Below are 19219 nucleotides of genomic sequence, written 5' to 3'. Positions count from 1 at the left end.
TCAAGTTGTGGTCGGTGGGTTGGCTGTGGTGTCAGGCTGTCGGTGGTGTGGGGTGTAGCAGCGGTTGTTGCGTAGTAGTGTCCAGACGACGTTGACGCGGCGGCGGGCCAGGGCGAGGACCTTGGCTTGCCCATACGGTGCTGGCCAACCTGCTTCCCGCCCGCCGCCTGCGCATCAGCGCCCGGAAGGTCAAGGTCCCATGTCGCCAATGGCTGGCACCGGAACCGCCCCTACCGGACAACGACTCGACAGGTGACCTCGCCACTTATAAGTACGCGGCCTTGCTTGAACAACCCGATGGTCGACTCCGCCAGAGCGTTGTCATAGGGCATCTCTGACCGAGTCTATCGACGCTGAGAGTCACTGCAGAGCAAGATATTCGGTGAACTTCACCGACGTGTATTGCGGGCCATCCGCGGAACGCAACAGCGACGACGGGACTGGACGACCATTCCGAGCAGCTCTCGCACCCGCGCTTACGGCGTGGGTTATGGCGGAACGGCCACCACGCCCCACCTCGGCGATGCGTTTGGATCGCAATTGCTGTACCGAAAGTACGGCCCCAATTTGCGCAGTAGCCGTGTGACGTTCACCTTCGATGCTTACATTCCTCGACGAAAGAGGGAAGTAGGCGCCTTGCCCTAGACCAACGGTTGCAGCTTGGGAACAGCGGGTAGCCCTGCCCTAGACCAACGAATACGAATCGGACACAAATGGTTGAGACGACGCTGATGTTTGTAGGGGAGCCATGATGTCCGCCATTGAAGTCTCACTGCCGGAGCTGGCGAAGGCAGGCCGCGCAGAGTTGACGCCGGATGTTCTCGAGTCGGCGCGCGAAACGCTGTCGGCTTCGTTGCCGGGCGCGCGGGGCCGGTTCCGTATCCGTGCCTGGGTCGCGCCGTATGTCCTGATCGCGCCAGGCTTCGCACTCATCGGCGTGTTCGTAATCGTTCCGATGCTGGCGGCGATCCCGCTGTCGCTGGTCAAGTGGAACCTGCTGTCGGGCTCGGTGAGATTCGTCGGCTCGGCGAACTACGCGACCGCGCTGTCCAACGGTGAACTGTTGGGTGGTCTCAGGAGAACGTTGCTTTATGTCGCGATGACGGTGCCGGTGTCGGTGGCGTTGGGGCTGCTGATCGCGTTGGCGATCAACGCGGTGGCGCACGGCCGGTGGTTGTGGCGGATGGTGTTCTTCCTGCCGACTGCGTCGATGTTGGCAGTGATGTCGATCGTGTGGCGGTGGCTGTTCTACCCGCAGACAGGCCTGGTCGCAGCGCTGCTGAGCCCGATCGCTGGGGATACGGCATGGCTGTCGTCGCGGTCGCTGGCGCTGCCGGCGCTAGCGATCGTCGGGAACTGGCACAGCACGGCGTTCACCGTGATGATCTTCCTGGCCGGGCTGGCCAGCGTGCCGACTCGTCTGCATGATGCTGCCGCGATCGACGGCGCGAGTTCCTGGTCCCGATTCTGGCACGTGACCTGGCCCGCGCTGGGACCGACAACGCTGTTCGCGGTCGTGGTGAGCACCATCGCGGGCCTGCGGGTGTTCGACCAGGTTTCGGTGATGACCCAAGGCGGCCCGAACGAGGCCAGCGCCACTCTCGCTTATGAAATCTGGCGCCGGGGTGTGCAGTTCCTCGATATCGGTGGCGCATCGGCGCTGACCGTGACACTGGTGGTGCTGGTCATCGGCGCTGCCATGATCCAACTGGTGGGATTGCGGCGATCCCTCGAGAGCCGAGGTCGGCGATGACGCGAAAAACACTCGGCCAGTTGACATTACAGCTTGCTTTGGCCTGCGGCGGGATTGTCGTGCTGCTGCCGTTCGCGTGGATGGTGCTGGCTTCGTTCAAAACACCGGACGAGGTGTTGTCGACCTCGCTGCTGCCAACGCATTGGACGATCGCGAACTACCGTGTCGCGTTCGGGCAGGTGCCGTGGGCCCGCTATTACATAAACACATTCACCGTCACCGCGGCGATCGTAATCGGCCAGGTGCTGGTGGCCGTGCCGGCGGGTTACGCGCTGGCACGGTTGCGGTTCCGGGGCGCTCACCTGGGACTGTGGACGATCGTGGCGGCGATCTCGGTTCCACCCCAGGCGATCGCGATCCCGGTCTACCTCGGACTTTCGCGGGCAGGACTGATCGACACTCGGTGGGCGTTGGTTCTGCCGTTCGTCGGCTCGGCCCTGGGGATCTTCCTGTTCCGGCAATTTCTGCTCTCGGTGCCGCAGAGCCTGTTCGATGCTGCGCGGATCGACGGGGTCGGCGAGATCGCCATGGCTTTCCGGCTCGCACTTCCGTTGCTGCGCCCCGCTATCGGCGCGTTCGCGGCGCTGGCGACGATCAGCCATTGGAACGAGTTCTTCTGGCCGACGCTCGTGTTGAATTCCGACCGCGCGGCGCCGGTGTCGTATGGCGTGGCCCGCTTCGCCGATCAGCAGTTCGGCAACAACTACGGGGTCGAGATGGCCTCGGGAGTCGTCGCAGTGGTGCCGCTGATCGTGCTGTTCCTCCTGGTCCAACGACCATTCGCCCGCGGCATGGCCTTACATGCCAGCTACCAGTGACCATGACCGAAAGGCCCACCCATGGCTGACCATCGACAGACCCTGACCCGCCGTCAACTGTTCTACAGAACCGGCGCAGCCGGCGTGTCGGTCGCGCTAGGAGGCGCGCTGCTGGCCGCGTGCGGCAGCGACGACGGCAGCGACGACACCGTGACGTTCGCGATACCGGGAAACTGGAAATACACCGATCCCCTGAAACAGACCTTCGACGCCGACTTCACCACGCGGACCGGGCTCACGGTGCAGCAGCAGGTGCACGGCACCTGGCCCATCGATGTCGTGTCGGCTGTGCAGAACCAGGCCGCCAGCGGTAACCCGCCGAGTCTGGCGTTCGTGGGCCTCAACGAGGTCGTTTCCCTCAAAGACGTGGTCGTGCCTCTGGATGGGTTCATCAACGGCGATGAGTACGTCGCCCAACTCGACCCGCAGTTCGTGAATCTGGGCCGCATCGACGGTCAGACCTATCTGCTGCCGCTGGGCTGTGTGGTGCTGCACATGTACTACAACGCTGATGCTTTCGCGAAGGCGGGGCTGGACCCCAACAACCCACCTGCCACCATGTCCGAAGTCGCGGCGGCCGCGAAACAGATCGTCGAGCGCGGTGCGGCGCGCTCGGGTGTCATCTATGGCTGGGATCTCGACAGCGTGTGGGGCTTCGAGTCGCTGGTGCGCAGCAACGCGGGCACGATGCTCAGCGCCGACGGAAAACACGCGACGTTTCATCAACCACCGGGTGTGGCGATCTTGCAGCAGTGGCGCGACCTGGTCGCGGCCAACCTCATGCCGGTCGTCGCGCTCGCTGACGGCCAGACGATGTTCACCAGGGGCGACGTGGGCATGTATATCGCGTCGGGCTCGGTGATCCCCGCTGTCGAGAGTGCCGCGAAGTTTCAGGTGCGCGTGGCGCCGTTCCCTCTGCCCGACGGCGGCCACCGAGTGTCGGTCGTGGCCGGCAATGTCGTGGTGATGCTCGCCCGATCGGACGCGGCCCGCAAAAAAGCGTGGACGGTGATGCGGGAGATCGTGAGCCCTCGGGGCAACGCGATCCAGCTCGAGGCCGCGGCATACCTGCCGATGAACCGGCTCGTAACCCAGGATCCGAAGATCGCGACGATCATGGCCGACCCGAACCGCCAAGTTGGCATCGGCGCGATCCCCAGCCTCGTCCCGCAGACGGTGTATCCCGGTTCCCACGTAGTGGAGATCAGCACGACGCTGCAGAACGCGCTCAACGCCGGAATGACGGGCCAGAAGACCCCGCAGCAGGCGCTGGCCGACGCCGCCGCCAAGACCGATCAACTTCTGGCCGAGGGGTGATCATGACCGAGACGACCAGCACCCTCACCCCGCCCCAGCTCACCTCGCGGCCCGGCACCGAGGACACACCGCCGGAGCCTGGCGTGCGGTGTCACCGGATCAGCAAGTGCTTCGCCGACCAGACGCTGGCGCTCGACGATGTCGAACTCGACTGCCCAGCCGGAGAACTTGTCGTTCTGCTGGGACCCTCCGGCTGCGGCAAGACGACTCTGCTGCGCACAATCGCCGGCTTGGAACGGGCGACCAGTGGCCAGATCTTCATCGCCGGCCAGGACATGACCTCGGTGGAACCGCAGCGGCGAGGGGTAGGGATGGTCTTCCAAGACTATGCGCTCTACCCCGACAAGACCGTGGCCGAGAACATCGGGTTCCCGCTACGCATGGCGAAGCTGGCGAAATCAGCACGCCGGGTGCGCGTTGCCGCGGTGGCGAAACTGCTCGAGATCGACCACCTGCTCGACCGCCGCCCCAACGAGCTGTCCGGTGGCCAGCGCCAACGCGTGGGTATCGGCCGCGCGATCGTACGCAACCCGCAGGTGTTGCTCATGGACGAGCCGCTGTCCAATCTGGACGCGCAGCTGCGCGTGCAGCTGCGCGCCGAGATCCTCCGCGTGCAGCGGGCACTCGGTTCGACCACGGTCTATGTCACTCACGACCAAACCGAAGCGCTCACCCTCGGTGACCGTATTGCCGTGATGCGCGATGGCCGCATCGAGCAATACGGGACACCATCACAGGTGTTCGGTCACCCACAGACAACGTTCGTCGCACGCTTCCTGGGCGATATGAACCTCATCGACGGCGACGGCCACGGCTGTCGTGACGTCGTGATCGGTGTGCGCCCGGAAAAGCTGCGTCTGGGCGAGCCCTCGGCAGACGAGCTCGCCGTGTCCGGGCACGTCGTACTCAGCGAGCTGCTGGGCGTCGAACGCCTTGTGCACGTCGACACCGGCCGCGGTACGACGATCCGGGCACGCGTACCCGCCGACGTGCCGCTACCCGAGCAACTGACCCTGTGCGCGCGTCCCGGCGATCTGCACCACTTCGACGCGGCAAGCGGACACCGGCGGGCAGCGTGACAGCGATGACCTCACATCCGGCTGGCGAGGGAGGAAATGCGGTGAACGAAGCACCAACAGTGCCGCGATACATGCAAATCGCCGAAGAACTCGAAGCGTCGATCCAACGGGGCGAATACTCCCCGGGCGATCTGCTGCCCACCGAGCAGGCGCTGGGGCGGCAGTGCGGCGTCAACCGCCACACCGCGGCCCGCGCGCTCAACCATCTGCAAGGCAAGGGCATCGCGTTCCGGGTCACCAGACGCGGAACGTTCGTGCGCCCCCAACGAATCGACTACCACACCCAGGACCCGGGAAGCTTCAGCGCCTCGGTACGGCAAGCGGGACTGACACCGTGTCATCGAGTGCTCACCATCACCCATCAACACGCCGACCGGCAGCTCTCCGATGCGATGTGCGTGCGGATCGGCGAGCCGCTGATCGTGTTCGACCGCGTCAGCTACGCGAATGAGGTCCCGCTGGTCTACGCGACGAAATACTTCCGCGAGTCGCTGTTCCCCGGTCTGGCCGAGCGGGTGCGCTCCGCGGACTCCCTGCGCACGCTGCTGGCGCAACGCTACGACGTCGGGCTGCATCGAGCCCGTCTGATTCAGAGTGTCGTGCCGGCAATGGGCGAGGTCGCAGAGCACCTCGCGGTGCGCAGCGGGATCTACCTGATGAAGAACTCGACCTTGCTGGCTCTGACCGACGGCACTCCCGCCGGCTGGAACGACGCGTTCATGGTGGCTGACGCACTGACGATGACTCATGAATTCATGGAGGTGAACGATGAGCGCGACCGCCACTGACCCACGTGATGCGATCACCGTCGCCGCCTTCCACCAGCAGTCCCTGCTCGACACGCTGCCCCGTCGCGTGTTCGTGCTCGAGAGCCGACATCTGCACAGCAACCAAGGAAGGGCATGGGCATGACCGAACGGCGCGCCATCAACCACGCGCGAGTGGTGACCTCCGACAAGGTCCTCGACGACGCCTCGATCCTCATCGAGGACGGCCGCATCGTCGGCATCTCGTCGAAGCCCCATCAAGCAGACATCACCCTGGACGCAGGCGGACGCTACGTCCTGCCCGGTCTGGTCGACCTGCACTCCGACGGAATCGAACGACAACTCGTGCCACGCCCGCGAGCCGAGTTCCCACCCACGCTCGCGTTCTCCGAAATGGATCGGTACTTCACCGCAGCCGGCATCACCACCGGCTTCCACAGCCTCGTCTATATGGACGGTGGCGCACGCAGCATCGCCCAAGCGCAGAGCCTGTTCGACCTGATCACCCAGCTACGACCCTCAGCACGGGTGCGTCACGAGATACACCTGCGCTGCGAAATAGCCCAGCCCGCCGCGGTCGACGCCATCGAAGACACGATCCTGAGCCACGGACAGGCCCAGCTCGTGTCGGTGATGGACCACTCGCCCGGCCAGGGAAAATACCGCAACCTCGACTGGTTTGCCAGCACCTACCTCAAAGAACATCCCGACGCCGCTCCCGCCGACATCGAGGCAGCGTTCCACCGCTCGGCCACCACGCCCGCAACGATCCATGACTCGGCGATCGAACGCGTCGTCGCCGCAGCGCGAGCTCGCGGTCTGCTGGTCTGCTCCCACGACGACGACTCACCCGAGCGCGTCGATGCCTTCGTGCGGCATGGGATCGGCCTGGCCGAATTCCCGATCGACCTCGCGACGGCGCGGCGCGTGAAGGAACTCGGCCTGCCGGTGTGCATGGGCGCTCCGAATGTCGTTCGCGGCCGCTCCTACGGTGGCAGCGTGTCCGCACGCGACGCGGTGGGCGCTGGCCTCGTGGACATCCTGTGCTCGGACTATCACCCGCCTAGCCTGCTCGCGGCCGCGTTCACCCTGGCCAGCGAACGCATCCTCACCCTGCCGGCCGCAGTCGCGCTGGTGTCGCGCACTCCCGCGCACACGGTCTGGGCAGATGACCGTGGCACGATCACCGAGGGCGCCCCAGCCGACCTGATCGTCGTCGGCCTGCGTTTCGGTCTGCCGGCGGTAACGCACACCCTGGTCGGCGGACGACTGGTCGCCGCCGCGGACGCCGACGACGCCTCCGACGTCATCACATGGAACCGGTACAACGATGCACCCCCGACCGACACCGCAGCCGCTGCGCCTGTAGCTCCTCAGCCGCCGACTCGCCGCGAGCACGCCCCGTCCTCGGCCGCCCACATGTCCCTCGCGGCCGACTGGCAGCACAGGCCGCTGCGGTGACCGGCACGCGCTGGTGAACCGGGGTGGTCGCCAACGCAGCGATCGGTGCGGCAACACACATTCATAGAAATGGCTTATTGAGGAGCTAGAAAATTATGCGCGGCACGATAGATCTGAACGGAGCATCGCACGCCTATCAGGAAGTAGGAAACCCGGACGCGCCGCCCATCATCGTCATCCACGGGGGACGCGGCGCCTCCTGTTTCGGCGGCGACTTTTCCGCGTTCGAACCGCTCGGTGACCACTACCGCGTCACCGCGTTCGAGCGGCGGGGCCTGGGTGAGTCCGAGGTCAAGGAGCCGCTGACGGTGGACCAACTGGTCGACGACGTCGAGGCCTTCCGCGCATCGCTGTTCGGCTCGTCGCCTGCGACGGTGATCGGGCTGTCCTTCGGCGGTCAGATAGCCCTGATGCATGCGCTGCGCTATCAAGACAGCCTCTCGCGACTGATTCTCATCGGCGCCACCGCTTCTCACGAATTCACAGAAAGGCAGCTCGTCGAGTTCGACAAGCGGGCGGATCGCGTTCCGATGGCCACCAGAGACATGGTCCGGCGGTACATGAGCGGGGATATGGAAAGCGAGACCGAGATGAGGCTGATCAAGTTCGCGATCAGCCGCCTTTACGACGAGAAGAACTTCTCGGCCGATGCGGCTCTGAAAAGCGCCTTGACCAGTCCCTGCAATCTAGAAGTGCATCGGCGCTACTACATGGGAACGGCCTATGACGTACGCGACCAGCTGCCATCGCTACACGTCCCGACGCTGATCATGTGCGGCGCAGACGACTGGGTGACACCCGTGTCGTGCTCGGTCGAAATCCACGAGTTGATCCCGGGCTCGACGCTGAATGTGGTCGAGAACAACGGGCATTCCATCCAGCACTCTGCCGCCGAAGAAACTCTGGCCACGATCAGATCATTCCTGAGCAGCTGAGCGGCCCAGCCGACAGCCAGCGCCCGCCACCAGCAGCGTTGGGTGTCCTCGGCGCCATCCCCGACAGCCTCATGCCGCCCAGGGCCACGTCAGGCCAGCCTCGCTGTCCTCCGCCAACCGGCCGGACCGGCGCCCACGCACCGCGTGGCCGCCATCCACAACCATCCAGGAATTCAGATGACAGAACACTCCACGACGACTGACGGGACAGCCTCCCCGTCACAGTCCAGCGCAGACCCCGGGCGGGACGCCCGTGTCGGCCTGCTCGCCCGCGCCGACCGCGACACACTTATCCGGCTGGCCGATGACTGCCTGCAGTACATGGACGTCGAGCTGCGCAGCGGTCCCCAGCTGGGCACCGTCCTGTTCCAGGTACGCGAGCCGATCGAACGGCGCCGCTTCTATCTGGGCGATGTACTCGTCACCGAAGCGCGGGTGCGCTTGGGCGAGCACGAGGGGTGGGCGATGCGCCTCGGTGACGACCCCGAAGCCACCGTGGCAGCCGCGGTCTGCGACGCCGCGCTGCAGTCAGCGACCGATCATCGCGCCGACATTCTGGCGTTGTGCGCCTCCACACAAACCTTGCTGAGGGCACAGCGGCTGGCCGAGATGGCCGAGATAGCGGCCACCGCTGTCGAATTCGAGGAGCTGGGCGGATGAGCATCCCCGACGTGTCGACCGCACCACGACAGTCACCCGCGCAAGCATGGAGCGGGCACACATTCCGCACGCTGCTGGCGACGCTGTCGCGTCCTGGCCACATCGAGCTGCTCGCCGCCCCGGCTTTCCTGGACCACCCGGTTCCGGTCGCCTGCTGGGTGCCGCTCGCGCTCGCCTCCCGCGACACGACGATCGCATTGGTCGGACTATCCGCGGCCACCGCCGACGAGATCGTCGAACGCACGGGCGCACGGCTCACCGACACCGAGACAGCCGAACTCATCGCCTTCACCCGAGCACCCCGTACGGGTGAACTCACGAGCCTGGCGCGCGGCACCGCGACCCGGCCCGAAGCAGGTGCGTCCGCGGCCGTCGAGGTCGCGTCCCTCGCATCCGAGCAGCACCCCGAGACACCGGCGCTGCGGCTCGACATCAGCGGGCCCGGCGTGGCCGGCACCATCACTGTCCTGGTCGCGCCGGGCGACACGGACCTCGACATGGTTCTCGGTGAGCGCCAGCGCGCGTGCGGCCAGCCGCCCACCGGCATCGATCTGTGGCTACTCGACGGCGACGGCCGAGTTCTGGGACTTCCGCGCAGTAGCACCATCACCTGGAAGGACAACCACTGACATGGCCCACCCGTCACCCGGGCTCGTCGCGGTAGAGGCCGCCGCCGCCCTGGTCGCCCGCCGCCATCACAGCGACCCCAGTCGTCCACTGGAGCTGGACCAGATCACCGGACGATTGCGGATCGTGGTCGACCAGATCATGTCCGAGGGAGGGCTGTGGGATGAAGACACCGCCGCGCGAGCGTTCCGCCAAGCCGAAGGCGACAGCGGGGAGGCCGCTGCCCTGGTGCGGTCCTTCCGGCTCAGCCTGCCCCGGCTGAGCACCACCGCACCGGTCGATGCCGACGAGCTTGTCCCGCTACGCCGTGTCGTCCCGGCCTACCGCACCCCGCCCGGACGCCAGATCCTCGGCCGAACCCGCGACTACATGCCGCGGCTACTGCAGCGTGACCACCCCGAATCCACCTCGGCGGCAGCTGGCCTCGCCGAGCAATCCGACGACCTCACGCCCCCCGGGGAAACCGGCCCTATCGACCACAGCGAGGTGGCAGCCGAGAACACCGCGCGTCCCGGCCGGTTGTACGAGCTGCTCAAGGCCCACGACATGGTCGTGCCCCGGGCGGCCCCCGGCGATCCGGACCCGATCGACATCACCCGCCGGCCCCAAACTCTCGACCAGGACCGCTCAGCCCGCCTCGCGCTGCTGGCCCGCGGCGAAACCGCCGCCCTGGTGCTGCACTGGTACACCGATCTGCTCGACTCCGGCTCCTACGAGCACGGCGTGCTCACCGGTGAACTCCGCACCGGCTACTTGCCGGTACGGGTCACCAACCCGTTGACCGGCGGTGACGTGCAGCTGGGCGATGTGCGCGTCACCGAAGCCGAAGCCGTCGAAGACCTCGACCGCGCCGATGAGGACATCAGCCGTTTCGATGTCGGCTACGGGCTCTCGTTCGGACAGAACGAACGCAAGGCGATGTCGATGGCATGCCTGGACATCATCGTCGAACGCGACCGCGGCCGCACCGGACTCGAACAACGCATCCTGCGCACGGCCGACGGCATGGACGCCAACGGGCTGATCGAGCACCTCAAACTGCCGCACTACGTCACCTTCCGCGCCAAAGCCGACATCAAGGCCGCCCTGCGCGCACGCACCACGAAACCAGCCCCGGGAGCCGCCCAATGACCGACACCATCACCACCACACCCGCTCGGGTCGCGACCGTCGCACAGCTGGCCAGCGCACCGCAGACCGACAGTTTCGCCCTGCTCGACGAGGACACCAAACGCGACATCCGCCGCGTGATTCTCAAAGCCGTGGCCACCCCCGGACACCAGGTTCCCTTCGCCTCACGCGAGATGCCGGTGCCGCGTGGCTGGGGCAGCGGTGGCCTGCAGATCAGCCTGAGCATCATCGAGGCAAGCGATGTCGTCAAGGTCATCGACCAAGGCGACGACGGCGCCGTCAGCGCCGCCAACCTGCGGCGACTGATCACCCAGACCACCGGGGTCGAAAACACCACCAACACCGCCGATGCGACCTTGTTGCAAAGCCGCCACCGCATCCCCGAACAGCCGCTGAACGCCGAACAGCTCCTCGTCCTGCAGGTGCCCGTCCCCGAGCCCCTGCGCACCGTGGAACGACGCCTGGATGAAGCATTGCGGATGCACGCCGAACAGGACTACGCCCTGATGTGGGTCAGCATCTACGAAGAGATCATCCGGTCGGGCTCCACCACCCGCGCCAGCGGCTATCCCGTCGTCGTCAACGACCGCTACATCATGTCCCCGTCCCCGATCCCCAAATGGGACCTGGCCAAACTCGACGACGCCGCCCATCTGACCCTGTTCGGCGCCGGCCGCGAACGCCGCATCTACGCCGTGCCCGCACACACCAAGGTCCGGCCACTGATCTTCGACGACATCGACTTCACCGTCGAATCCCTGCCCGGACACTGCGCCCGCTGCGGCAGCGACACCAGCTACCTCGTCGAAGTCCCCGACCCCACCGGCGCCGGCGGACGCTGGATCTGCAGCGACACCGACTGGTGCGCCCACCACCGCGAACACCACCCCGCAACACCCGCCACCCACTCGACCTGCGCGCCGCCCCCCAACACTCCCGGTAGTCGCGCCCTGCGAGGAAGCGACTCTGCTGGCCCGGTGCCCGCCACACCGCACCCGACGCCAGCCCACACCACGACACCGCACCACAACAGCGGCGGGGCGGCGCTGCAAGCGCGGGACCTGCGTATCCACTACGGGAGCTTCACCGCCGCGCGTGACATCTCGTTCTCGGTCAATCCCGGTGAAGCTCTCGGCATCGTCGGCGAATCGGGGTCGGGCAAGTCCAGCGTGCTGCGCTGCCTCACCGGTGACCTGCCCCCCACCCAAGGCCAGGTCCTGCTCCGCACCCCCGACACGCTCACCGACCTGTATCGCCTGGAACCCGCACAACGACGCGCCCTGCGCATCGGACAGCTCGCCCTCGTACACCAGGACGCGGCGCGCGGACTGGACCTGCGGCTCAGCGCCGGGGGCAACGTCGCCGTCCCGCTGGCCGCTGCCGGAGCCCGCTCCTATCACCCACTGCGCGCCGCAGTACGTGACCTACTGGCGCGGGTGGAGATTCCGGAAAACAGGATCGATGATCCGGTACACACCTTCTCCGGCGGCATGCGCCAACGCGTGCAGATCGCCAAGGCCATCGCCAGCTCCCCGTCGATCCTGCTACTCGACGAGCCCACCACCGGCCTCGACGCATCCGTCGCGGCCGGGGTTCTCGACCTGGTCCGCAGTTTGATCGACGAGTTGCACCTCGCCGCGGTCGTGGTCTCGCACGACTTCGCCGTCGTCGAACTGCTCTGCCGCCGCACCCTGGTCATGCACCAGGGCCGCATCGTGGAATCCACCCTGACCGACCAACTCCTCGAAGACCCCCAACACCCCTACAGCCAGCGGCTCGTCGCCGCGGCGCGAGGCTGACATGACCAACCTCCTGACTGTCCACAACCTCACCAAGACCTTCGTCTTGCACCACACCGGCCGCCGCATCGAAGGCCTGCGTGGCATCGACCTCACCGTGCGCCGCGGCGAACATGTCGCACTCGCCGGCACCAACGGCTCCGGCAAATCGACCCTGCTCAAATGCATCTACCGCACCTACCTGCCCACCAGCGGCTCCATCACCCTGCATACCGACGACGGCCAGGTCGACATCGCAGCTCTGGACCCCAGCCGGGTCGCCGACCTTCGCGAGGGCCACATCGGATACGTCTCACAATTCCTGCGCTCCGAACCACGCCGCAGCGTCCTGGACCTCGTCACCAAAGCCGCCACCCGGCTCGGCCTGGACCCCGGTCAGGCCCGCGACGCCGCGACTGATGCACTGCGCGAGCTCAACCTCGGCGAACGTCTGTGGCACGTCTACCCGACACTGCTGTCCGGCGGCGAAAAGCAACGGGTCAACATTGCCGCCGGCACCATCGCCCCGCCACCGCTGCTGCTGCTCGACGAGCCCATCTCCGCACTCGACCCCGCCAACCGCGACCTCGTTCTCGAGCGCATCGAAGGCCTCACCCGCCACGGCACCGCCGTCGTCTCGGTCTTCCACGACCCCGAGGTCATCGACCGCGTCGCCGACACCGTCGTCACCCTCACCGACGGCCAGGTATCCCACCACCAGATCCACCACCCGGAGACCCCGCAATGAGACCCCTTTCTCTGCACGCCGCCTACATAGACACCACTATCGGCCAATGCGACGGCCCGCCTGTCGCCATGCAAACTTGCATCGCCCCCACGCCCACGTTCGGAGCCCTCGCATGACTCCCGAAGAGAACCTGCACCCAGTGTTGGTCAGCGCTGTGCACGCGGCTCGGTCTGCATATCAGGCAGCGCACGCCACCCACACCAGGGACGAACTCGAAGCCATCGACGGCATCGGCGCCGACGGCACGCCCACCATGGCTATTGACATCCTCGTCGAAACCGCCATCCTCAACGCCGTTGAACCGTATCCCGTGAATGTGCTGTCCGAAGAGGCCGGTCACATCGACAACGGGCACGCACTCACCCTCGTCATGGACCCCCTCGATGGCAGCGCCAACGCCGCCGCTGGAGTCCCGGTCGCCTGTTTCTCCGCTGCCCTCGTCCTCGACGATCGTTTCGAACAGGCCGCTACCTGCTGGCTCGACACCGGACGCATGTGGCACGCCTCCGACAAGGGCGCCTACGGCCCCAACCACAAGCCGCTCACACCGCAACGGAAAGTGGCGCTCGAAGACGCGGCCGTCGACCTCCTGCGGCCCCACACTGACAAGCCCGCCGGCCGCGGATGGTGGGCGGTGGCTTCGGCCGCGAAGCGGGTCCGCATCCTGTCCTGCACCACCCTGGAGACCGCGCTCGTCGCTGACGGCGCCATCCACGCCTTCGCCGACCCCGGCAGCGACACCCACCGCCTCGTGGACCTCGGCTTCGCCGCCACACTCCACCGACTCGGCATCGGCTCCCTCCACGACCTCCACGACCGCCCTATCGAATTCGACACCGACCTCACCCGCCGCTGGAGCGCGATCTTCGCCGCCGACACCCCCCTGGCCAAACGCGTTGTCGCGTGCATCCAACACGGCCTGGGCGACGCGTCAAACAGTCCTACCTCGTCAGCGATCCATTCCAGGTCCCAGACGAGGCCACATACGCGGTCTGGCACGCCGAGCCGAGACAGCGATCACGACACCGGGAAACCTGACTCACCCCAGGTCGACCGCCGCGCCTAGATTGCCCGGCGCAGCCGACACCGCTGGGCCGGGCGGGCCAGCGCGGCTCGCCGTCCAAGCCAGTCGCTGCGCCGAGCGCAGGCCACACACCAGGACAGCCTGCGCGACGTGCTCCTTATATGTTGTCGCAGCGGCGACTGGTACTCGGGCGCACAACCGGCGGGGTGCACGGAAAAATCAAGCCGGACCCTGTCGATCGTCTACCGAACGCTGTTGCCAGCGCCCGCTCCTCTATCGAAATAATTAAGTACCGATTTGTGCAGCGGCGCTCGTCGCCTACACGTCTATTACAGCCTTTATTGAATGGGAAAAGCTTATGTCGTTTTGGTTGGAAGCTCGCACGCATCGGGCCGCACCGGCTGTCATCGGGCATCGGGGCGCACCCGATCTCGCGATCGAGAACAGCGCGCGGTCGTTTGAACTGGCGATGTCCGTCGGTTCCGATATCCTCGAAACCGACGTCCATCTGACCGCCGATGGCCACATCGTTTGCTTTCATGACGACGATTTTCTCCGCCTGTGCGGAAGGCCTGAGCGCGTGGATTCGGTTTCACTGTCCGATGCTCGTGCGATCTTTCCGGATCTACTCGAATTCGATGAATTCCTCGCGTTGACGGAGAATTCCCCGATTATCGTCGACGTAAAGTTCGCTGGAGCTCGCGAGATCGATCGATTTGTCGGCGCGGTCAAAAATCACGATGCCTTGGAGCGCAGCCTGTTTTCGGCGTATACGCCTTCCATCGCGGCGCTGATCCGCGACCGTTCTCCGGACGCCAGCATCGGGACCTTTTTTCCTGATGGCGCCGACAGCATGACGGCCGCGCAGACTGTCGGCGCACGATGGATACGAGTGCTACCGAAGGATTACGAGCCGAACATCCTCGAAAATGTTCGTGCCGAAGGGTTTTCGACGATCGCAGTCGCCGCGCCGTTGTCAAGTTTCGGCACTCCAACCGATCGGCCCGCCCTCGAACAGCTTGTCGTGCTCGGCATCGATGCCGTCATCACTGACAAGCCCGAACTTGCCGTCGAGGTATTCAAAGGTACCGCTCCCGAGCGGTGTGAGGTCGTTGGCGAGTGACACGCCGCAGCCAGTTCCACGGCGCGATCGACCTTCGATTCCAGGCCGGGCCCGGCCGATCACCCCGATGCGAATTCCGCGCGCCCACCGCGACCGACTTGAAGCGCCCGGCCGCGTCCGCGTGACGGTGGCGGGCCAAATCGGGCACCGCGTGGGCTATCGCCGCTCGAACGTGCGATGGATGCGCAATGAGGTGTGGGATTGCTTCAGTGCTTTCGATCCCGGTCTTGTCCGCCTGTGCGGCGCGGCAACCACCGTCGGCGGTGTCCTGCTCACATTGATGGTCCTTGCCGTAATCGGCCCTCCGGCATCGATTCTGGTGGCCGCAGCGTGGAGTTCGATGGTCACGGGCTTCACCGTCAGCGACCCGCGCTCGCGTGATCAGGCGGTGACTCTCGTTGTCGGGGTGCCGGTCAGCGTCGTGGCGCTGATCCTGGGTTCGGTACTGGTGCCCTATCGCATTGCCTCGGATCTCGTTCTGTTGCTGTTCATTTTCTCCGCGATGTACGTGAGACGGTACGGACCGCGCGGCAGCGGCTTGGGCGACTTCGCTTTTCAGCATTTCTTCATGGCTCAGTTCGTCCATGCCACGCTGGCGCAGATACCCAGCATCTGCGTCGTGGTCGTCCTCGCGATCGGTTGCTCCGGGCTCGTTCGTTTCGGCATCGTCCGTGCCACACCGCAGCGCACCCTAAAGCGGCACAGACGCGCCTTCCGCGCCCGGTTGGGAGCGATGATCGACGCAATGATCGACGTGGCTCGTGCGCAGCCCAGCTCACCTGCCGCTGATCGGGCGATATGTGTGTTGCATCGACGATCAGCACGGCTGCACCAGGCTGCTTTGTTGATCCAGCCCTGGTTGGAGATCGGCATCGAAGATCAGCGCACCGCCCGCTTGGTGCAGCGGCGCATCGCCGAAGCGGAGGTCGCTGCTGAACAAACAGCCATCTTATTGCTGCGAGCCCTGTACCCGCAGCCCGACGGTTTCAGCACGCTAGCGCTACATCTGCCCGGCACGCTGCGCTCCGCACCGGTATACGGCGGAAGGGCCGGCCGAGACGAGCCCGCTGACCCGGCAGTCGCCCAGTTGCTTGACGAACTGCGCGATCTGCGTCTGCTGGTCGCCCGAACAACGACTTCCAGCACGGAACCCGCCGCGATGATCAGCGACCGCTTGCTCGGCTACAGCAACGAACAGCACCTGCCGACACAGATCACCGGCACCATGCGCGAGGTCTACCGCGCCCTCGGCGAGCTGGCCCGAGCCATGCTGGGCTTGCGACTCGCCCTGGGAACCCACCAAGACGATGGAGGAGAAGGAGAGCAGACCGCGAGCTGCCGCGCCGAACTCGAAGCCGAAGACGCCGCCACGCAAGCCGACGAAGCCGACAACGATCAGCCGACCGGATTCCGGCGGCCGACAACTCGGGCGGCGTTCCAGGTCACCGTCGGAACGGCGATCGCCATCGTCGGCGGTGAGCTGGTCTCCGCAGATCACTGGTACTGGGCGATGATCACCTGCTGGGTGGTCTTCATCAACACCTCGTCGCTGGGCGAGGTATTGATCAAGGGCTACCGACGCCTGTTCGGGACGATGGCCGGTGTCGCCGCCGGGACCGCACTCGTTGCGCTGGTTGCCGGCCACACCACCGCAACCTTCGCCCTGATGATCATTTGCATGTTCGGCGCTTTCTTCATTGCGTCGGTGTCCTACCTGCTGATGTCGCTGCTGATCACCTCGATGGTCGGCTTGCTGTACGCGCTGCTGGGAACCTACAGCGATGCCGTGCTCATTCTGCGGATCGAGGAAACGGCGCTGGGAATCGCCGCTGGCCTGGTCGCGGCGCTGCTGGTGCTACCGGCGCACACCCGCCGCCGCACGGAGGAGAAGTTGGCGCACGTGCTCGAGCACATGCGCGAGGTGATCACCGAGGTGGTCACACACATCACCGGCGGGCCCAGCGCCAATCCTCTGGACGCCGCGCGGGAACTGGATACCGCTCTAGACGCATACCGCACTGCGGTGCAGCCGCTCATCCACCCAGCCAGCCCGCTGCGTACCCAGCGCAGCCGCGTGCGCTACATCCTGGGGGTGTTGGAAACCTGCGCCTATCATCTGCGAAGTCTCGCGACGGCATCCGAACTCAGGCATCAGAATTCGCAGATCTTTGAACGCCGCCAACTGATGGAGGTAGGAAAACAACTGGACGACAACCTGGCCGCCTTGGCCGAGTTCGTTCAGAACAGGAACGACGGCCATTCCCGCCCCTCTGCACCCGACCCGGTGGCGACCACGATTCGCCCGATCACCCGACCCCCGGATCTCGAGACAGAGCCCGACGCTCAAGCGCTGCGGCACCTGCGACGGATCGAAGCCAGCGTACTCTCGCTCGCCCACCGCTCGGGCTACGCCAGGACCGACGACTCTGGAACTGACGTCAGTTGCCGCCCGGAGCCCTGCGAGTCGCCATCGCCACCGAACTGCTGCTCGAACACCTGGGCCACCACCAGTCGCCACGCCCCGAGTAACTGGTCACTGATACAGGCTCACCGCCGCTGGACACCGACCGCTCTGCAAGCGCGGCGCGTGGCAGGAACTCGGACCGATGCTGAGGTAAACGGTGCCGACGTACCGGCACCGCACACCGACATGATGATCTCCGGCCACACCCAGGACCCTGATGACACCTGCCAGCAACCGCCACACCGAACCGAATAGTGCAGCTGCCAAATACATGCACATCACCAGTAATGCCGTTGATCCGCAACACGTCCGCCATCGCGAGCCTCAGTGGAAGTATCCAGGTTGGTTCGGATAAGAACGAACTCCAAGCGCCACATCACCTCCTCTGCAACGCCGTCCGGCACGATCGTGGTCTACACCCTCGAACGGTTCGGCCGGAATCTGCGCGCAGTGCTCAACCTCGTCCACGACGTCGAAGAAAAGGGAATCGACGTGCGGTCGCTGGCCGACCCCCTGCTGATCAACACCGCGGACGAGGACGTGGGCCGCATCGCCTTCCTGCTTGCCGGGTAGCGAATCCTCAGGGACCCTCACCGCTACCGCTCGCCGGGTGAGGAAGGCGATGAACTTCCTCCGCATCTATCGCGGCCTCGCAGGACAGATCGCCCACCTGCGGCGGCCAGGGCCCGCAGAGCGGTCGAACACCTACAACACTGAAAACACCGAGCTCAAGCACGTGCCACATGTGACACACGCACCTCACTCATCGAGCACCGGCAACAACTACCCCACGTACACCGCTAAGTGTCCAGTTCAATCCACCAGGCCACCGGAAATAAGAATTCTCGATATTCGCGGACCAATCGGTTACTCATTGCGGCTCCCACCGCAAGACCGCCACCGATAACCCTCGACCAAACCCCCGGATCCCGACAAGTCAACTTTGCGCGAAGCGTCGACAGCCAATTTCGACGTTTGTTCGCTCATGCCAGAAAAAAATAACAGAAGCTCCCATGAGTGGAGCATGGAAGAAAGTCGAAACAATGATGAGGAAAACTCTGCTCTGCGCGGCCCTGTCTACCGTGGCCTTGGTGCCCGCCGGCGTGGCGACAGCCGACCCCGCTCCCGCCCCCGAGAACGGGGTGGTGAACTATACGGCCGCCAGGACACCGACCTCGACGATCATCACGACCGATGCCGGTTCGCTGGTGAACGACGACGGTGTGTTCAAGATCGAGGCAGCCGATGGGACGGTGGTCGCGGGCACGCAGTTGTCGTTCCGTGTCGACGATTTCGTGTTCCCGATCGCCGCGGAGATCCATGACCGTACCGCGACGCTGACCCCGCAGTTCGATGTGGCGCACGCGCAATACAAGCCGGTGGCGTTGCCGTATGAGGACACCGCGCCCTGGAAGACCCCCTATGACCGTGAGCAGGCGGCCTGGAACCGTATGGCCTCCACCGTCAGCACCGGTGCCACGATCGGCACCTTCGTCGGTGGCATCGCCGGTGGTGCGGTCGGCTGCGTGCTCGG

The 19219-nt window shown here is 65.6% G+C and carries 18 protein-coding genes; all 18 read left to right on the top strand.

Annotation, left to right across the window (positions count from 1 at the left end):
* Positions 1-748 precede the first annotated feature (748 nt).
* The gene (locus ACWEKS_RS40605) at positions 749-1753 is read left to right on the top strand and encodes a carbohydrate ABC transporter permease (RefSeq protein ID WP_452345039.1); all 1005 of its coding nucleotides are present in this window, start codon (positions 749-751) and stop codon (positions 1751-1753) included.
* Positions 1750-2571, top strand: a complete 822-nt coding sequence (locus ACWEKS_RS40600; protein ID WP_452345038.1) for a carbohydrate ABC transporter permease — start codon at positions 1750-1752, stop codon at positions 2569-2571. Before ACWEKS_RS40605 ends, ACWEKS_RS40600 begins: the two co-directional genes overlap by 4 nt.
* 21 nt (positions 2572-2592) lie before the next feature.
* On the top strand, positions 2593-3888 hold the full coding sequence (locus tag ACWEKS_RS40595; protein ID WP_452345037.1) for an extracellular solute-binding protein: 1296 nt from the start codon (positions 2593-2595) through the stop codon (positions 3886-3888).
* A gap of 2 nt (positions 3889-3890) precedes the next feature.
* A complete protein-coding gene (locus tag ACWEKS_RS40590) occupies positions 3891-4967 on the top strand; it encodes an ABC transporter ATP-binding protein (protein ID WP_452345036.1) in 1077 nt (358 codons plus the stop codon).
* A 41-nt stretch (positions 4968-5008) separates the two neighbouring features.
* Positions 5009-5755 (top strand): GntR family transcriptional regulator, encoded by a 747-nt coding sequence (locus ACWEKS_RS40585; RefSeq protein ID WP_452345035.1) that lies wholly within the window; start codon positions 5009-5011, stop codon positions 5753-5755.
* A complete protein-coding gene (locus ACWEKS_RS40580; protein ID WP_452345034.1) occupies positions 5736-5879 on the top strand; it encodes a hypothetical protein in 144 nt (47 codons plus the stop codon). Before ACWEKS_RS40585 ends, ACWEKS_RS40580 begins: the two co-directional genes overlap by 20 nt.
* Entirely contained in the window at positions 5876-7195 is a 1320-nt protein-coding gene (locus ACWEKS_RS40575) for an alpha-D-ribose 1-methylphosphonate 5-triphosphate diphosphatase (RefSeq protein ID WP_452345033.1), read from the top strand. Before ACWEKS_RS40580 ends, ACWEKS_RS40575 begins: the two co-directional genes overlap by 4 nt.
* Positions 7196-7290: 95 nt before the next feature.
* The gene (locus ACWEKS_RS40570; protein WP_452345032.1) at positions 7291-8130 is read left to right on the top strand and encodes an alpha/beta fold hydrolase; all 840 of its coding nucleotides are present in this window, start codon (positions 7291-7293) and stop codon (positions 8128-8130) included.
* Positions 8131-8307: 177 nt separating this feature from the next.
* Positions 8308-8790: a phosphonate C-P lyase system protein PhnG gene (gene phnG / locus ACWEKS_RS40565; RefSeq protein ID WP_452345031.1), complete on the top strand. Its 483-nt coding sequence runs from the start codon at positions 8308-8310 to the stop codon at positions 8788-8790.
* Complete coding sequence (locus ACWEKS_RS40560) at positions 8787-9419, top strand: phosphonate C-P lyase system protein PhnH (protein ID WP_452345030.1); 633 nt, start codon at positions 8787-8789, stop codon at positions 9417-9419. The genes phnG and ACWEKS_RS40560 overlap by 4 nt, the downstream gene beginning before the upstream one ends.
* A 1-nt stretch (position 9420) precedes the next feature.
* Entirely contained in the window at positions 9421-10548 is a 1128-nt protein-coding gene (locus ACWEKS_RS40555) for a carbon-phosphorus lyase complex subunit PhnI (protein ID WP_452345029.1), read from the top strand.
* Complete coding sequence (locus tag ACWEKS_RS40550; protein WP_452345028.1) at positions 10545-12347, top strand: alpha-D-ribose 1-methylphosphonate 5-phosphate C-P-lyase PhnJ; 1803 nt, start codon at positions 10545-10547, stop codon at positions 12345-12347. Before ACWEKS_RS40555 ends, ACWEKS_RS40550 begins: the two co-directional genes overlap by 4 nt.
* Position 12348: 1 nt before the next feature.
* Entirely contained in the window at positions 12349-13074 is a 726-nt protein-coding gene (locus tag ACWEKS_RS40545) for a phosphonate C-P lyase system protein PhnL (RefSeq protein ID WP_452345027.1), read from the top strand.
* 112 nt (positions 13075-13186) lie between these two features.
* Positions 13187-14140, top strand: a complete 954-nt coding sequence (locus tag ACWEKS_RS40540; protein WP_452345026.1) for an inositol monophosphatase family protein — start codon at positions 13187-13189, stop codon at positions 14138-14140.
* Positions 14141-14456: 316 nt separating this feature from the next.
* The gene (locus ACWEKS_RS40535; RefSeq protein ID WP_452345025.1) at positions 14457-15221 is read left to right on the top strand and encodes a glycerophosphodiester phosphodiesterase; all 765 of its coding nucleotides are present in this window, start codon (positions 14457-14459) and stop codon (positions 15219-15221) included.
* 67 nt (positions 15222-15288) lie between these two features.
* Positions 15289-17940, top strand: a complete 2652-nt coding sequence (locus ACWEKS_RS40530) for an FUSC family protein (RefSeq protein WP_452345024.1) — start codon at positions 15289-15291, stop codon at positions 17938-17940.
* An 87-nt stretch (positions 17941-18027) separates the two neighbouring features.
* On the top strand, positions 18028-18258 hold the full coding sequence (locus tag ACWEKS_RS40525; RefSeq protein ID WP_452345023.1) for a recombinase family protein: 231 nt from the start codon (positions 18028-18030) through the stop codon (positions 18256-18258).
* A gap of 473 nt (positions 18259-18731) precedes the next feature.
* The coding region (locus ACWEKS_RS40520) for a hypothetical protein (RefSeq protein WP_452345022.1) at positions 18732-19219 on the top strand (488 nt) is incomplete at its 3' end.

This window comes from Nocardia sp. NPDC004711 (genome assembly GCF_053601595.1).
The sequence above is the reverse complement of the archived record's forward strand: the minus strand, read 5'-3'. Positions and strand labels throughout refer to the sequence as shown.

Excerpts from the sequence above, each read along its gene's own strand:
- ACWEKS_RS40605 (WP_452345039.1), top strand. The coding sequence starts at position 749 with ATGATGTCCGCCATTGAAGTCTCACTGCCGGAGCTGGCGAAGGCAGGC.
- ACWEKS_RS40600 (WP_452345038.1), top strand. The coding sequence starts at position 1,750 with ATGACGCGAAAAACACTCGGCCAGTTGACATTACAGCTTGCTTTGGCC.
- ACWEKS_RS40595 (WP_452345037.1), top strand. The coding sequence starts at position 2,593 with ATGGCTGACCATCGACAGACCCTGACCCGCCGTCAACTGTTCTACAGA.
- ACWEKS_RS40590 (WP_452345036.1), top strand. The coding sequence starts at position 3,891 with ATGACCGAGACGACCAGCACCCTCACCCCGCCCCAGCTCACCTCGCGG.
- ACWEKS_RS40580 (WP_452345034.1), top strand. The coding sequence starts at position 5,736 with ATGAGCGCGACCGCCACTGACCCACGTGATGCGATCACCGTCGCCGCC.
- ACWEKS_RS40575 (WP_452345033.1), top strand. The coding sequence starts at position 5,876 with ATGACCGAACGGCGCGCCATCAACCACGCGCGAGTGGTGACCTCCGAC.
- ACWEKS_RS40570 (WP_452345032.1), top strand. The coding sequence starts at position 7,291 with ATGCGCGGCACGATAGATCTGAACGGAGCATCGCACGCCTATCAGGAA.
- phnG (WP_452345031.1), top strand. The coding sequence starts at position 8,308 with ATGACAGAACACTCCACGACGACTGACGGGACAGCCTCCCCGTCACAG.
- ACWEKS_RS40560 (WP_452345030.1), top strand. The coding sequence starts at position 8,787 with ATGAGCATCCCCGACGTGTCGACCGCACCACGACAGTCACCCGCGCAA.
- ACWEKS_RS40555 (WP_452345029.1), top strand. The coding sequence starts at position 9,421 with ATGGCCCACCCGTCACCCGGGCTCGTCGCGGTAGAGGCCGCCGCCGCC.
- ACWEKS_RS40550 (WP_452345028.1), top strand. The coding sequence starts at position 10,545 with ATGACCGACACCATCACCACCACACCCGCTCGGGTCGCGACCGTCGCA.
- ACWEKS_RS40545 (WP_452345027.1), top strand. The coding sequence starts at position 12,349 with ATGACCAACCTCCTGACTGTCCACAACCTCACCAAGACCTTCGTCTTG.
- ACWEKS_RS40540 (WP_452345026.1), top strand. The coding sequence starts at position 13,187 with ATGACTCCCGAAGAGAACCTGCACCCAGTGTTGGTCAGCGCTGTGCAC.
- ACWEKS_RS40535 (WP_452345025.1), top strand. The coding sequence starts at position 14,457 with ATGTCGTTTTGGTTGGAAGCTCGCACGCATCGGGCCGCACCGGCTGTC.
- ACWEKS_RS40530 (WP_452345024.1), top strand. The coding sequence starts at position 15,289 with ATGCGAATTCCGCGCGCCCACCGCGACCGACTTGAAGCGCCCGGCCGC.